This is a genomic window from Vibrio sp. 2017_1457_13, assembly GCF_030851525.1.
Classification (GTDB): Bacteria; Pseudomonadota; Gammaproteobacteria; order Enterobacterales; family Vibrionaceae; genus Vibrio; species Vibrio metschnikovii.
In genome coordinates, this window is sequence record NZ_VHTA01000011.1 from 61,404 (window position 1) to 76,313 (window position 14,910).

Consider the following 14,910-nt stretch of genomic DNA (forward strand, 5'->3'; position numbering starts at 1 on the left):
GTGGCAGAACATACAAAAATATAGGGCTTCATTATGGCATATTGGTTGTTTAAAACTGAACCGGATACCTTCTCTATTGACACTTTACGAACACAAAAGGTTTCGCCTTGGGAAGGGGTACGCAATTATCAGGCAAGAAATTGGCTACGCGATGCTGTCAAAGAAGGTGATAAGGTGCTGATTTATCATTCATCTTGTCAGAATATTGGTGTGGCGGGCATTGCGCAAGTGGTGCGGGAAGCTTATGTCGATCATTTTGCATTTGATGCCAACAGCGCGTATTTCGACCCTAAATCGAGCCCAGAGTCACCGCGTTGGTTGATGGTTGATGTTGAGTTTGTACGTAAAACTCAACGTTTGATCCCACTGTCAGAGCTAAAACTACTGCAGGAACTGGCGGCATTGCCTTTGGTGAAAAAGGGGAATCGGCTATCGGTGATGCCACTCAGCGAGTCAGAGTGGCAAGCGATCATCGCCCAAGAAGGGGTGAAGGGTTGATATTGTTTATTGCTTTCTTTTGGAGCGAGTTATAAAGGGGATGAACACAACCAGAGTTAGGCGTGATTATCCCCTTTTGTTTGACTTCACGTGGTTTGTTGACAGCTATTGTTGGTTATGACCCAGTAAGTGCTGCTGTAGGTAATGAGCGACGGCGTCGTCGGCGTGACTACCGATAACGGTGTTATTGGGTAAGGCGCGAAATACTTTTTCATGTGCCGTTCCCATCACTAATCCTTTACCTGCCATTGAAAGCATTTCCACATCGTTCATGCCATCACCAAACGCGATACAGTGTTCAAGTGTTAAGCCTAGAGATTGAGCAATCGCTTGTAGCGCTTCGCCTTTCGATACCTCCGCTCCCATCACTTCTAAACACCAAGGGGTTGAGAAAGCGACACTCAGCTGTCCGGCGAAATGTTGGTTAATTAAGTTTTCGTAGTGGACGAGCTGCTCATGATCTTGTTTGGTATTAGTGAAGAAGATTTTAGCGACGCCTTGATTCGGGGCTGCATTGACGTCAAAGACTTGATAAGTAAAGCCGGAGTCTTCGTGGAAATGGCGCAGTACTTCATCTTCACGATTGAGTAACCAGTCGTCATCGCGATAAATATGCACATAAATATCGTCATCGTGTTTGACCAGATCGATGATCGCTTGGACTAACTCTGCAGGTACATTTTTACTGTACAGTTCTTTGTCATGCTGATCATGCACACGAGCGCCATTTGAGGTGATCATATAGGCAGGGATGCCAGCAATTTCACGAATGCCAGCAACATCAATATGATGTCGTCCGGTAGCAAATACGAAAGTAAAACCTTGTTGATGAAGAGCGTGCAGCGTCTGCTTGGTGATTTCACTTAATTGATGGTTAGGCGCTAACAAGGTGCCATCGAGATCGGAAGCGACAATACGTACCGGTGTTGTTTGTTCAGTGGTCATAAAACCCTCGTTGTACTGCTAAAATGCCAAGGCATAACTGTGGCAGACTAGTGTAAGTGAAAATGATTGTCCAAAAGAGGGTAAACCTAGAACGGGTTCTTTTCCTCTATTGGCAATGCGTGGTCATTATTGGGAATGCTGTGCAAAAAAAGCCAGGATTTTATCTAACACGGGAGTGCGGTAATGATCGCTTTCAAACAGTAACTCATGCCTTGCGCCATCAATAATCTCGATCTTGGCTTGAGGGTTGGTGCGTGCTAATTGCGTCATGAAGCGAGTTTGAGCGTGATTACTGACAATCGTATCTTGTCCTGCTTGCAGCAATAACAAGGGGAGACGAATACTTTTCATCTCTGTAAAGCAACGTTTCATCGCCAGTAGGCTTTGCCAAACCCAATGTGCACTTGGTCCCCCCAATTTTAGTTGTGGCTGTTGTTCATACAGCTCACGAAACCATTGGTAGCGAACAGCGCTGTGGGTAAGTTGGTTAGTGGCAAAAGGTTTTGGCAGATAAGCGCCATAGCCGGGAGCGTAATGGGGAGTCGCATAGGTAGCACTGAGCAGCTTGGTCAGAGTGAAGGCGATTGGCCGCAACTGCCAAGGCATATTGATCCCCAGCATGGGGGCGCTAAGTACAACCGCATCAAAAGGGTGGTTTGGATAACTTTCTAGGTAGCGTGTGGTAATGGCGCCGCCCATTGAGTGAGCCAACAGATAGCGTTGCGTGTAGTTTTGCAGTGGAAACCTAGTGATAAGTTCATCCATATCCCGTACATAATCATCAAACTGCTCGACATAGCCCATTTGTGGGTCAGCAATCAGTCGCTCTGACAGTCCTTGGCCTCGATGATCAAAAGAGTAAATATCATACCCTTGGTGAAATAAGTCATAGAAGAGTTCTTGATACTTACACGCAGACTCAATACGGCCATTAACAATGATAATCACTTTATTATGCTGCGCAGCGGTAAGCGAGCACCAATAGAGCCGTTTATTATCAAGCGTCAGGTGATAACCTTGCTGACGAGATTGCCAACATGGTGCGATATCGTGCTGCATCGCGTATTGAAACTGGGCTTCTTGAGTATAAGAGTTTGGCATGAGCTTATCTAATCTATGGATGATGAGGTGCCGTCTGCAAAGGACCGACTTGGCTAGCATAAGCCAGTCAACCAGAATTGCAATGCCTACCTGCAACGCCAAATCGTTTGTATAAAGGCATGACAATATTAGTAGTGCACCCATTCACTTTGTTGATGGATTGGATCCGCCAATAAAAAAGACCGTGCGCTTATTCATCCTTGTCTTTGGGGAGGGAATACGCGCCGGTCAAAAGGGTGGTGATTATTTATGGATGGTTTAATGATTCAGTAATCGTGATCTGTTTAAGCGGCGACTTCGGTTTATTGCAGCCAAGCGTTAAGCATCCAGACCAGTTTTTCTTGCTCGCGAATGTAGTCACCCATTTGCGCGCTGGTGCCTTCATCGCCGACTTCAGCGGCAAATGCGAGGATCGCGCGTTGCTGAGTAATTAATGCACCAAAGCCGTTCACCAGCCCTTGCATGGTCGTTTGACCATCGGTGGCGTTAGTGTGTTCTGCAATTTCTGTGGCATGTAAATAGGCGCTAAAACTGTGTAAGGGCTGAGCGCCGAGCGTTAAGATGCGTTCGGCTAACTCATCAATTTTGGCTTGTAGATCGGTGTAAATCTCTTCAAATTTACTGTGCAATTCAAAAAAAGCTTTGCCTTTGATATTCCAATGGTAACCACGAGTGTTCATGTACAGCACTTGGTAATTAGCCAATAACTGGTTTAAGGATGCAGCGAGTTGCTGGCTTTGATGACTGTCTAGGCCGATAAGATTGGTTTTCATACACTCACCTCATTAATATTTTTATAACGATCGATGGTAATCGATGACAAGATTTTGCTGTTTTGCAAACGTTGAAGCTATGTTATCGCCCGATGAGGTGTTAAGAAAATGGGTTGTGGGTATTGTTTTAATAGGTTAAACCGATGGAACTGGGTTGCGCTTTGATTGATGAACTCACCATTGACAGACGATTAGCTTTATTTTTACCTCTCTTTTAAATCCATCCGTTATAGTTATTTTTCTATTTTGGGTAACCCTAAGTCCATCAGTCTATGCTCTAGGGGGAGCGGGATTGTTGCTTATTCACCACCTCTAGAGCACGTTATGACTAAGCGAGTGATTTTTTTTGATTTATTGCGTTGTGTTGCTGCCGTTGCAGTGATTGCGATTCATGTCTTAGCGCCTTATCGGTCGATGATGGGGACCATTGCTGATCCACAATGGATCAGCGCGGTGACGATTAATGGCCTTAGTCGCTGGGCTGTGCCGATTTTTATTATGATTTCTGGCGCCTTGATGCTGAGCGACCCTAGGCCATTTGAGTTACGCTATTACCTTCAGCGAAGATTAGGCAAAGTGGTGGTTCCCTTTGTGATTTGGTCGCTGTTTTACGCTTACTTAAGCGGCTGGAGTATTCGCGGATTTGACCTCAACGTAGTAAAACAAACGTTGATTGATAGCCCTCATCAAGAGACCTATTACCATTTAGGTTTCTTTTACTATTTTATCCCGCTGTATTTACTTATTCCTTGTTTACATTGGTTAGTTAATCGAGTCGATGATGGCTTTTGGTACAGTTTGGTGACGATATGGTTAATTACAACAGGCTTGTACTTATTTGGTATTGACGGGCCATGGAGTCATGAGATTTGGCTCTATAGTGGTTATTTGCCTCTAGGTTACCTGCTGTACCAAAAGCTGCGGCTATCGTCTTTTAGCCTATTATTAGTTGTCATTCTGGGCTCGTTTGCACTGTATATGACGGTCCAAGCGGTACTGGAATTGAGTCTCATGCACGGGCGGTATACGGTTGGGCGTTGGTTATCGTATAAAACGCTTAATGTCGTTGCTGCGGCGATCATGGTCTTTGTGTTGTGTCGCTCATTAGCTGAAAGATTACCAAGTGCAGTGCAGCGTTGGGTAGTGATCATCAGCCAGCACAGTTTGGGCATTTATTTATTGCATCCGATTTTCCTATGGCCAATGAAAACTTACGCATGGTATGACGGCCATCCCTTATGGGTCATCCCACTTTGGGTATTATTGAGTGGCGCGGGGGCATTACTCACCAGTTATGCTTTATCAAGGTCGACAGCCACTCGTTGGTTACTGCCTTAAGTTTTCAAAGCAAAGTGGAGAAATTTTCGTCCTTGGTAGGTCAGTATGCCTTGATCGCCAGGATTTAAAGCGTGGTAGTAATGCGGGCCAATTTGAAATTCTCGTTTCGGGCCCAATGTCCCTTTTTGGACATAAATCCAATATTCTTGTTCCTCTTGTTCGGGAAGTGGGTTATCTATGACCACGATTTGTTTGTCTAAAACGGTGACGAAGGCGGTACGTTCAGGGGCATTTTCACCTTGAACATGTTGACGAAAAAAACGACTAAATAACCATAAGCCAATCAATAATAGGGCCAGTATAGTTACGATAAGTAACAGAGAAGGTGACATTATATTCTCCGGAAAAGCCGCTGAGCTAAACTCATGACGGGGCTCGATAGTAGCCAAAGACAAAGAGTGAAGACTGAGTTTACCGAAGTGGTTGACTTTAGGGGGAGTGAAGCGAAATTGCGTGATTAACTCAGCATTAAGCAACAAGATTTTTCGGTTGAGTTCACATTTTGGCGGTGAGATTTTTTCTGGCGCGACAATTCAGTCGTGCCACGTTTTACGATCGGTAACAATAGGATCGTGGTAGTGTATACCTAAACCACTTGGAGTTGCAGGTAGGCGGCAAGTGAGTCCCCATGAGCATAGACAGACTCTATGATTGGGGTGAACGACCGTAGCCAACACCGTTGCAGCTTCAAGTAGCAAAGGTATAAGCAAGGAGGCAGACATGTCCGAGATAGAACAAGTCGTATTACGAACGAGAAGATTAGAGACCTTATTGCGTCAGCATTATCATGCTCAAGGTAAAGGTTTGCATCAGTTGATTTCTAGCTGCGAGGAGCGTTTACCGCATGACATTATTGAAAAGTTGAGATACATCGCTACGATTCGCAATAAAATTGTTCATGAAGATCATTTTCATTTGCCGGATAGGAAAGCGTTTTTACTTGCGTGCCTTCAGTGTGAAAAAGAACTCGCTCCACGTAGTGGGCGCTTTATTTGGCGTGTTGCTGTGATGCTGATGTTATTAATGACGATGGCGGCGGTAACGTTTTATTATCTGCATTGGGATGAGTTATCTAAGTTTTTCCCCCACTTTTTACCCAAGAGCTAGCACAGAGACTGAATCTTGCGCTTTAGATTAGAGACTTATGCTATCGATTAATAAAATTAAACCGTATCGATAAGTTAAGCAAGGCTAGCGCCATCGTTCGGTTTATCTGTTACTGATGCCAATAAAAAACACATATAAAAAAGGACACCTAGTGTCCTTTTTTATATGTGTTTTTTATTGTTTTCTTTTTTTAACAAAGGGTTAGTAAAGTAGTGGCAGTGTCATTAAGCCTACGATGACCGCGATCATTACCAATCCCTGTTTTTGAGATGAAGAAATCATAACACTGCTCCTCTGTTGTCTGTTTCATCTATGTAATCAGAATAGCTTGCTTTATTGACTTGATCAAGGGGATCTTGCTGAAAGCCTTAAAAGTTGGCTTTAAAGTGTGATGGTTTATCCGATTACGGCTTGATGAAGAGGAGTTTATGAGCTGGTTACCTCTTGTTCTCATTGGCGCTTAATTATCCATTTTCAATTTAAGTTATTGAATTTATAGTTATTTATAATGTTGCTTTAATGTTTATATGATGTGTTTATTCTGGTTTTGGAGACTACTTGGCGAGTTTTGTCATTTTTCAGTTAATTGCTGTTTTTTTAAGAATACACTAATAGCTTAATGATATAAGTTATCATTTGATTCTGGTTGGATGAGTCGTTGTTTGTTTTTTATTGTTGTTTTTGTATCTTTTATTTGTTTTTAATTTAAGGTGGATTTTTTATTGATTTTGTTTTTTTAAGTGTATGATTTTTATTTTTTATTTTTTATTTTTTTATTTTTTAACTTTGATTTTTTATGGGTTTTTGGTGTTTGTTTTTGCTTTAAAACGATGTTTTTTATGGTTTATTGGTTGTGTGTCGAGGATAATTCAGTCAAAGAATAGTTAACGAGGTAGAGATGCGGATAAGCTTTCAATGGTAAATTTACCACTATCGAATCGCAATCAAGATCCAATTTTTGCAGTTCACTTCTGGACTTCATCGATGACATGCCTACACTGGCGGCAGAATTGATAAGAGGTATCGACATGTGGAGCTGGATTTCTGTGGCATTATCGGGATTCATCAGCATTTCTGCGTTGGAAAACCATCATAGACGGCAAGCCGTATTGTTTAAAATGGTCAGTTTAGTACTACTACTAGCGATGATCATTGAACCACTATTTTCTCGTTCTATGCCTGCAATATGGATAACCACCGGTCTAGTTATTGCTATGTTGGCGGATGGATTACATACGTTTCATTTGCGACCTAAATTGTGCTTTTTAGGCTTTCTATTTGCTCAGCTCTGTTATAGCAAAGCATTTTGGATTCAATTATCCGGTAATATGGTGTGGTGGCTGCCCGCTTTATTGATTGCAACCAGCATTGTGACTTTTTTCCTTCTTCTGCCACAAATCGATACGTTACTTTTTCCGGTTACGATCATGGGGCTTGTGCTGGTACAATTAGCTTGGGCGTCCGGTGAGGTATTGCTGCAGCGCCCTTCTTTGGCATCTTTGGCAGGGTTTGTGGGTAGCTTGCTGTTTATTTTGTCGGCGTTATTATTGGCCATTCATGACTATCGACACACTTTACCTTGGGGACAATATTGGATTTCTGGGAGTTATCTGCTCGCTCAATCTTTGATGGTCGCTTCTGTTGTTTTGCTTTTTTAATTCAACTTTTCCCTTGCCACGGACATACCCATTTATCACCCCCTGTGTCTATTGAGGTTTTATGGAAATTTTATCGGCGGCAACCATGTTATTTTTGATCATGGATCCGCTGGGTAACCTGCCTGTTGTGTTATCCATTCTTAAGCATCTTGATCCTAAACGTCGCCGTAAAGTGCTGATCCGCGAACTGTTCTTTGCCTTAGTGATTCTGATGCTATTTTTGTTTGCAGGGCGATCGATTCTCGGTTTCTTGCATGTTCAGCCTGAAACCTTGAGTATTTCTGGCGGCATTATTCTGTTTATCATTGCGATTAAAATGATTTTTCCCAGTGCGGGTAGCATTACAGGTTTAGCGGCAGGAGAAGAGCCATTCTTAGTACCGATGGCGATCCCGATGATTGCAGGGCCTTCTGTCATTGCCGCGCTACTTTTACTTTCAACTCAGCATCCTCAACATATGCTTGAGCTCTCTGCGGCGGTGATTCTTGCATGGTCAGGAACTTTTGTTATTTTAATGTTCTACAATTTCTTCCATCGTGTATTGGGCGAGCGCGGGTTAAAAGCAGTAGAGCGCTTAATGGGTTTGTTATTGGTAATGATTTCGACCCAAATGTTCCTTAATGGTGTGAAAAGCTACATGGGCATGGCGTAATCGAGAGCAGATAGCTCCGCTCCCTATCAACGCTATTTATCTTGCATCACCAAATGATAGCGATCGTCGGTGACGTTATGCCGACGTCGCTTGTCTGAGGTATAAACGGTAGCACACTTGGCCAGCGGTTTTTTCTCGATGCAGTTGCCAGTTGTCAGGTAGTTCATCCAATGAGAGTTCTTTTTCACATTCAATATAAATAATCGCTTGTTCTGCTAACCAGCCGTTGGATTCAAGTAACGGTACTACTTGGTTGATCAATCCTTGGTGAAAGGGGGGATCAATAAAAACCACATCGTATTCGCTGGCGGATTGTTTGAGATACTGCAAAGTATCGCCATGCACAGCATTGATGTTATTGGCTTGTAAGCGAGCGATGTTACTCATCAACTGATGATAAGCCGCCCCGTTGAGTTCGAGCATGGTCACTAGGTTTGCTTGACGGGAGGCGCATTCAAATCCTAAGCTGCCTGAACCGGCAAATAAATCTAAGCATTTTGCTTTTGCGATGTCTTGCGCTAACCAATTAAACACGGTTTCTTTGACTCGGTCAGTGGTGGGGCGTAATCCCTGTGCGTCATGCACGGGTAATTTTCGGCCGCGCCATAATCCACTGATAATGCGAACATGGCCACTGGGGAGGCGTTTTTGTGATAGGGTTTGCGGGCGACGTTTTAGCATAGATTTTTTGACCGTGAATTAAGTGTTACTATATGACTGATCTATTTAGCTTGTGTTTAAACATTGAGATAAATAGCCAGCAGAATTCAATATTATGACAAAGTTTATCAAGCGAACGAGAAAGTTTTCACTGCTTTGTCATTTTTCTTTTCTTAAAAGGATAATCTTGCAAGAAAAGAGTCATCGTTATGTCAAATTCAGGATAGCTCCCAATGACGGAAAAAAAGAAACGTGGCTTATTGTCATGGTTAGGGTTTGGGGATGAACAACCAAACACAACAACAGTAGTAGAAGAGAAAGAATCACAGTCAATAACCGAAGCGGAGCGTACCGCTTTAGACACATCGATCTTACCCGTTGAACAAGAAACAGCCAGTTCAGACGCTTTTTCAGAAACAGAAACAGAAACAGAAACAGAACAAATACCGCCAAGAATTCAAGAGCAAGAAAAACCGAGTGAAAGCTTTTTTGTGCGTCTTAAACGGAGTTTAAGTCGTACTAAAGCAAATATCGGCGTTGGCTTTTTTGGGTTGTTTCAAGGTAAAAAAATCGATGATCAGCTATTCGAGGAGCTTGAAGAGCAATTATTGATGGCTGATGTAGGAATGGAAACTACGGTTAAAATCATTACCAGTTTAACCGAAAAAGCGTCTCGTCAGCAGTTGCGTGACGGTGAAGCGCTGTACGCGTTATTAAAGCAAGAAATGGCAGAAATGTTGGCCAAAGTAGAAAAACCGTTGCAGATTGATAGCCAAACCATGCCTTATGTGATTTTAATGGTGGGGGTTAACGGGGTTGGTAAAACCACAACGATTGGTAAGTTAGCCAAACAATTCCAAGCGCAAGGTAAAAAAGTCATGCTGGCGGCAGGGGATACGTTTCGCGCCGCGGCCGTTGAGCAATTGCAAGTCTGGGGAGAGCGTAATCACGTTCCGGTTATTGCTCAGCATACGGGAGCAGATAGCGCTTCGGTGATTTATGATGCGATTGAAGCTGCTAAAGCTCGAGGTATTGATGTGGTGATTGCTGATACGGCAGGTCGACTACAAAATAAAGCCAATTTAATGGAAGAGCTGAAAAAAATTGTCCGTGTAATGAAGAAAATTGATCCGCAAGCGCCGCATGAGATCATGTTAACTCTCGATGCGGGAACGGGACAAAATGCGATTAGCCAAGCCAAGTTGTTTAGCCAAGCCGCGCCACTCACCGGGATCACTTTGACTAAATTGGATGGCACCGCGAAAGGCGGCGTTATTTTTGCTATTGCTGACCAATTTCAAATACCCATCCGTTATATTGGCGTTGGTGAGGGGATTGATGATTTGCGTCCGTTTGTTACCCAAGAATTTATCGACGCGCTATTTAGCCGAGAAGAGTAACCACTACGGTGTTGAATCCGGCGATCATGCATGGCTGACCGGCCTGCCTGTCGCCGTTAATATTTTTAGCCAGCGATGTGTTATGTGTCATAGAGGGATCACGGGTGATTAAGTTTCAACAAGTCAGTAAAGCTTATCGTGGCGGTCGGCAAGCGTTACAAAAAGTCGATTTTCATCTGCGTCGGGGTGAAATGGCTTTTTTAGGCGGACACTCTGGAGCGGGTAAGAGCACCTTACTTAAGTTGATCTGTGCGATTGAGCGTCCCAGTGACGGTAAAATTAGTTTTAATGGTCATGATATTACTCGTATTCCTAACCGCGACATTCCTTTTTTACGGCGCAATATTGGGATTGTGTTTCAAGATCATCGCCTACTAATGGACAGAACGGTATTTGATAATGTCGCTTTACCCATGCGTATCGAATCGATTGCAGAGCAAGATATCAAGCGGCGCGTTTCAGCAGCATTAGATAAAACCGGCTTACTAGACAAAGCCCGTTGTCTACCTAGCCAATTATCGGGCGGTGAGCAGCAACGCGTTGGTATTGCTCGCGCGGTAGTGAACCGGCCGACCTTATTGTTGGCGGATGAGCCGACAGGTAACTTAGATCCTGATTTATCGAATCGTATTTTACGGCTCTTTGAAGAATTTAATCGCGCAGGTGTAACGATTTTATTGGCAACTCATGATATTAACTTGGTGCAATCTCGACCTCAGTATCGTCACTTTGAGTTGAACCAAGGCTTTTTGAGTGAGGTGGAAGAGTATGGTCAGCAATAAAGTCAATCCTAAAAAACGCAGCCAGCCTTATCCCAGAGCCCCGCGAGACAGCTTTATTACCACTCATAGTAAGCAAGCCAAAATGGCATTTTCGGCATTATGGCAACGTCCACTGGGTAATTTGCTTACATTAGCGGTGATCTCAATGGCGTTAGCGTTACCGGCCAGCTTATATCTATTGACGAAAAATATCGCTTCGGTTGCGGTGAATGTCACCAGTCCTTCTCAAGTGAGTGTTTATCTTCAACAAGGGACACCTGAATCGCGGGTGATGATATTAAAAGATCAGTTAGAAAGTCGCCCTGATATCGCTTTGGTTGATTATATATCCCCACAGCAAGGTTTAGCTGAACTCAGTCAATATGCTGGGTTTGATCAGGCCATTAGTTTACTGGATGAATACGCCCTACCAGGGGTACTCGTCATTACTCCTAGTGTTGAAGACAATCAGCAAATCAAACGGATTGCTGAGGAGGCTCGTCAGCAAGCCAACGTCACCGATGTCAGATTAGATGAAGATTGGTTAGCGAGGTTAGATGCGATTCGACATTTAGCGATGATCATCGTGGTTAGTCTATCGATACTGATGTTGTCATCGATCTTTTTGATCATCGGTAATACTTTGCGTTTTAATGTTCAAGCCAATAAAGATGAAATTCAAACCATGAAACTGATTGGCGCGACGGACAGTTATATTCTACGTCCCTACCTGTATTCAGGGATGTGGCTTGGTTTGCTGGGTAGCTTATCCGCTTGGCTGTTAACGGCTTTAGTGACCATTATCCTCAATGGTGCTGTGGCTGAATTAGCGACACTTTATGATAGCCGTTTTCGATTGATTGGCCTTAATTGGGATGAGTCGTTATTGCTACTGATGCTAGGAACTCTGTTGGGGTGTTTGGCGGCGCGTCTTTCTGCGCAGCGGCATTTAAAAGAAATTGAACCGCTATAAAATAGCGCGGTCTTATTGATCGGCTCCCAGAGCTGAGAGTAAAATTATCGGCAATCAAGGCTTGAAACCAATTCATTTTCGGTTCAAGATTGTCAGGTTAAAATTAACTCAAAATCACAGATTGATGAGGATTTGAATGACTAACCAAGCGTACCCAATGGCTCTTATTTCACAAGATAGCTTAGATAGCTACATCCGTTCAGTCAGCAGCTACCCAATGCTAACGGCTGAAGAGGAACGTGAACTGGCTGAGCGGTTGCACTACTCAGGTGATATTGAAGCGGCGAAAACGTTGATCTTATCGCATCTTCGATTTGTTGTTCATGTTGCTCGTGGCTACTCGGGTTATGGGTTACCGATTGCGGATCTTGTTCAAGAGGGAAACATTGGTTTAATGAAAGCGGTGAAACGCTTTAACCCAGAGGTCGGCGTAAGATTGGTCTCCTTTGCGGTGCATTGGATCAAAGCCGAAATTCATGAATACGTGTTACGCAACTGGCGTATCGTGAAAATTGCGACCACTAAAGCGCAGCGCAAATTGTTTTTTAACCTACGTAAATCGAAAAAGCGTCTCGGTTGGTTTAATAACGGTGAAGTTGAAACCGTTGCTCGTGAACTCGGGGTTGAACCTGCTGAAGTTCGAGAAATGGAATCTCGTTTAGCGGCGCTCGATTCAACGTTTGAATTTTCTGCTGAAGATGACGACAACCCGAATGCTTACACTGCGCCAGTGCTGTATCTGGAAGATAAGCAATCGGATTTAGCGGAAAATATCGAAGCGCAAAACTGGGAGAATCATACCAATCATCGCCTTAGTTTAGCTTTGGCAAGTTTGGATGAACGTAGTCAGCATATTGTGCGCTCTCGTTGGCTGGATGACCAAAAGGCGACCTTGCAAGAATTAGCGGATCTTTATCAAGTTTCTGCTGAGCGGATTCGCCAGCTAGAAAAGAATGCGATGAAAAAGCTCAAAGAGGCGGTCGGTGATTTTTAACCGCTAGACAATCAATGAGCAGAAAGCCGAGATCAATCGATCTCGGCTTTTTTATTAGGATCGAAAACAGTGATCAACGTCGGGTCGATTTTCTGTGGATAACTCTGTGATGAAAAGTATCACGAATGATCATCAGTGACGATAAATCAAGGCTTGAACGCTGTTTTCTATTTGGGGATATGTTTTTCTTACACACAGAAAAATAAAGATCATCACAACATGTAGTGGATCATTTTCTCTTGAGATACCTTATCAACGCAATCCACAGAATTATCCACAATATAATGCTTGAAGATTATTGAGCATAACCCCACAGTCGTTATGTACTTGTTCAATGTGGGTTAGGTTACAATGTGTGCTAACTAATTATGGCTTAACGAGAATCACTTCATGGACCCATTTCAACATATTGATGTTATCAGTGCACAACAGTTACTTGAACAAACGGAGGCCACGCTGGTTGATATCCGTGATCCGCAGTCTTTTGCGTTAGCTCATCCTCGGGATGCGTTTCATTTAACCAATGACACGCTCAATACTTTTATTAAAGAGCACGAATTCACACAGCCCATTTTAGTCATGTGTTACCACGGTATTAGTAGTCAAGGTGTGGCTCAATACTTGGTTAACCAAGGTTTTGAACAGGTGTATAGTATTGATGGAGGCTTTGAAGCCTGGCATCACGCTCATTTACCGACAACAACGAGTTAACCCAAATGATAAAATTGATCACCTTAGCTCATCCTCGGATGGCACAAGCTTTCATTGATTACATGGCCTCACGGCATATCGAGATTCAGATGCAGCCAGAGGAAGGTGGTCAGGTTTCTTTATGGCTCATCGATGAGCAGCACCAAATAGAAACCGACAGCGAACTACAGCATTTCTTGCGTTATCCTCAAGACAGTAAATATCAAGCGGCTTCTTGGCAGGTAGCCAATACTCAACCAACGCCGTTTACTTATCAAGCCCCGAGTCTTCTATCACTGGTAAAAGCCAAAGCTGGGCCAATCACATTACTGGTGATGATGGTCTGCATCGGGATTTTTGTTTTACAACAGCTTGGTTTGGCTCGTCAGGTGTTTGCGGCGTTGCATTTTCCGGCTTTCGCGGGTCAACAATGGCAATTATGGCGTTGGTTTAGCCATGCGCTGCTGCATTTTTCCATCATGCATATTGCGTTTAATCTACTGTGGTGGTGGCAGCTTGGCGGTGATATTGAAAAGCGGCTTGGTAGTCTTAAACTCACCCAGCTAGCATTGATCGCTGCGGCTCTCTCTGGTGCTGGACAATACTGGGTGGAAGGCGCGAATTTTGGTGGCTTATCTGGGGTTGTGTATGCTTTGGTGGGTTATTTATGGCTGCTGGGCTGGCGAGCGCCTCAACTTGGTTTAGAGATGCCTAAACCGTTAATTGGTTTTATGCTGATTTGGTTGGTGTTGGGATTTGTTCAGCCATTTATGGCGATCGCCAATACGGCGCACTTGGTCGGATTAGTTAGCGGTATGTTATTGGGTTTACACGATGCAAGTCGGTCATCGAAAGCGTTCCATTGAGCGATAGTTCGATGACCGTGAGAGATTCGTTGACTCTGTTTTATTGATAAATGTATTTGGTAAACAGTAAATCAGCGATCAGTGTACGTCCGGTTTCAGGCAATAAGATATTGTTTAAATCCTCGACGAGGGTTTTTCGTAAGTTTTCTCGGCCAGCAAGAGAGCGGATGGCATCCTCGGTTTGTTTACCAAGCTGCTCAATGACCGCATCACGAATGAGTGGTTGATGGAGCTCGATTAATGGTAGATCGGCACTATTGGCGACCATAATATCAATTCTGACCTGAATATAGCCAAGACGATTACCTCGGGTATGGAAGTTGGTGGTCAATTCCGGCTCTAATGTAAAATAGGCGAATTGAGTTCTATTCTCCGTACTCGCCATCGCAGAGTAGGGGGCTAGCAGGCCAAAGGCGAGCATTATTGGGACTAGATAACGTTTAAGCATAGTTGTGCCTGTTCTTTCTTCTGTTCACGATATTCGAATCGCCCGA

General features: G+C 43.6%; 17 protein-coding genes. 11 read left to right on the top strand and 6 right to left on the bottom strand.

Features of this window, described 5'->3' with window-relative positions; genetic code table 11:
* Positions 1–33: 33 nt before the first annotated feature.
* Positions 34–498 carry an EVE domain-containing protein gene (locus FKN88_RS15250; RefSeq protein WP_040903590.1) on the top strand — a complete coding sequence of 155 codons (465 nt, stop codon included), beginning with the start codon at positions 34–36 and terminating at the stop codon, positions 496–498.
* Positions 499–603: 105 nt separating this feature from the next.
* Here FKN88_RS15250 and FKN88_RS15255 read toward each other — a convergent pair whose 3' ends face one another.
* From FKN88_RS15255 to FKN88_RS15265, 3 genes are all read right to left on the bottom strand, one after another.
* A complete protein-coding gene (locus tag FKN88_RS15255) occupies positions 604–1,443 on the bottom strand; it encodes a Cof-type HAD-IIB family hydrolase (protein WP_004393928.1) in 840 nt (279 codons plus the stop codon).
* A 126-nt stretch (positions 1,444–1,569) separates the two neighbouring features.
* On the bottom strand, positions 1,570–2,544 hold the full coding sequence (locus FKN88_RS15260; RefSeq protein ID WP_306687635.1) for an alpha/beta fold hydrolase: 975 nt from the start codon (positions 2,542–2,544) through the stop codon (positions 1,570–1,572).
* A 302-nt stretch (positions 2,545–2,846) separates the two neighbouring features.
* Positions 2,847–3,317: a Dps family protein gene (locus FKN88_RS15265; protein WP_154169824.1), complete on the bottom strand. Its 471-nt coding sequence runs from the start codon at positions 3,315–3,317 to the stop codon at positions 2,847–2,849.
* Positions 3,318–3,641: 324 nt separating this feature from the next.
* Between FKN88_RS15265 and FKN88_RS15270 the strand changes: the two genes are divergently transcribed.
* Entirely contained in the window at positions 3,642–4,655 is a 1,014-nt protein-coding gene (locus tag FKN88_RS15270) for an acyltransferase (RefSeq protein WP_154169826.1), read from the top strand.
* Here the strand turns inward: FKN88_RS15270 and FKN88_RS15275 are convergent.
* Positions 4,652–4,987 carry a DUF2500 domain-containing protein gene (locus FKN88_RS15275; protein ID WP_154169828.1) on the bottom strand — a complete coding sequence of 112 codons (336 nt, stop codon included), beginning with the start codon at positions 4,985–4,987 and terminating at the stop codon, positions 4,652–4,654. The two genes, FKN88_RS15270 and FKN88_RS15275, sit on opposite strands and share 4 nt — an antisense overlap.
* A gap of 388 nt (positions 4,988–5,375) precedes the next feature.
* Between FKN88_RS15275 and FKN88_RS15280 the strand changes: the two genes are divergently transcribed.
* The 3 genes from FKN88_RS15280 to FKN88_RS15290 all read left to right on the top strand — a co-directional run bounded on the left by FKN88_RS15280 (position 5,376) and on the right by FKN88_RS15290 (position 8,072).
* Positions 5,376–5,762, top strand: coding sequence for a hypothetical protein (locus FKN88_RS15280; RefSeq protein WP_040903595.1), 387 nt, complete (start codon positions 5,376–5,378; stop codon positions 5,760–5,762).
* Positions 5,763–6,784: 1,022 nt separating this feature from the next.
* The gene (locus tag FKN88_RS15285; RefSeq protein WP_170904976.1) at positions 6,785–7,420 is read left to right on the top strand and encodes a lysoplasmalogenase; all 636 of its coding nucleotides are present in this window, start codon (positions 6,785–6,787) and stop codon (positions 7,418–7,420) included.
* Between the two features lie 61 nt (positions 7,421–7,481).
* Positions 7,482–8,072 (top strand): YhgN family NAAT transporter, encoded by a 591-nt coding sequence (locus FKN88_RS15290; protein WP_004393933.1) that lies wholly within the window; start codon positions 7,482–7,484, stop codon positions 8,070–8,072.
* A gap of 75 nt (positions 8,073–8,147) precedes the next feature.
* On the opposite strand, the gene rsmD is transcribed toward FKN88_RS15290, so the two are convergent.
* The gene (gene rsmD, locus FKN88_RS15295) at positions 8,148–8,753 is read right to left on the bottom strand and encodes a 16S rRNA (guanine(966)-N(2))-methyltransferase RsmD (RefSeq protein WP_154169832.1); all 606 of its coding nucleotides are present in this window, start codon (positions 8,751–8,753) and stop codon (positions 8,148–8,150) included.
* Positions 8,754–8,965: 212 nt separating this feature from the next.
* On the opposite strand from rsmD, the gene ftsY reads away from it, so the two are divergent.
* The 6 genes from ftsY to glpG all read left to right on the top strand — a co-directional run bounded on the left by ftsY (position 8,966) and on the right by glpG (position 14,416).
* Positions 8,966–10,132, top strand: coding sequence for a signal recognition particle-docking protein FtsY (ftsY, locus tag FKN88_RS15300; protein ID WP_154169834.1), 1,167 nt, complete (start codon positions 8,966–8,968; stop codon positions 10,130–10,132).
* 104 nt (positions 10,133–10,236) lie between these two features.
* Complete coding sequence (ftsE, locus tag FKN88_RS15305; protein WP_004393937.1) at positions 10,237–10,914, top strand: cell division ATP-binding protein FtsE; 678 nt, start codon at positions 10,237–10,239, stop codon at positions 10,912–10,914.
* Complete coding sequence (gene ftsX, locus FKN88_RS15310; protein ID WP_004393938.1) at positions 10,901–11,866, top strand: permease-like cell division protein FtsX; 966 nt, start codon at positions 10,901–10,903, stop codon at positions 11,864–11,866. The genes ftsE and ftsX overlap by 14 nt, the downstream gene beginning before the upstream one ends.
* A 136-nt stretch (positions 11,867–12,002) precedes the next feature.
* On the top strand, positions 12,003–12,860 hold the full coding sequence (rpoH, locus tag FKN88_RS15315) for an RNA polymerase sigma factor RpoH (RefSeq protein ID WP_004393939.1): 858 nt from the start codon (positions 12,003–12,005) through the stop codon (positions 12,858–12,860).
* Positions 12,861–13,250: 390 nt separating this feature from the next.
* Positions 13,251–13,571, top strand: a complete 321-nt coding sequence (glpE, locus tag FKN88_RS15320; protein ID WP_154169836.1) for a thiosulfate sulfurtransferase GlpE — start codon at positions 13,251–13,253, stop codon at positions 13,569–13,571.
* Positions 13,572–13,576: 5 nt separating this feature from the next.
* Positions 13,577–14,416, top strand: a complete 840-nt coding sequence (gene glpG, locus FKN88_RS15325; RefSeq protein WP_154169838.1) for a rhomboid family intramembrane serine protease GlpG — start codon at positions 13,577–13,579, stop codon at positions 14,414–14,416.
* A gap of 40 nt (positions 14,417–14,456) precedes the next feature.
* Here the strand turns inward: glpG and FKN88_RS15330 are convergent, their stop codons facing one another.
* A complete protein-coding gene (locus FKN88_RS15330) occupies positions 14,457–14,864 on the bottom strand; it encodes a flagellar basal body-associated protein FliL (protein WP_154169840.1) in 408 nt (135 codons plus the stop codon).
* Between the last annotated feature and the right edge of the window lie 46 nt (positions 14,865–14,910).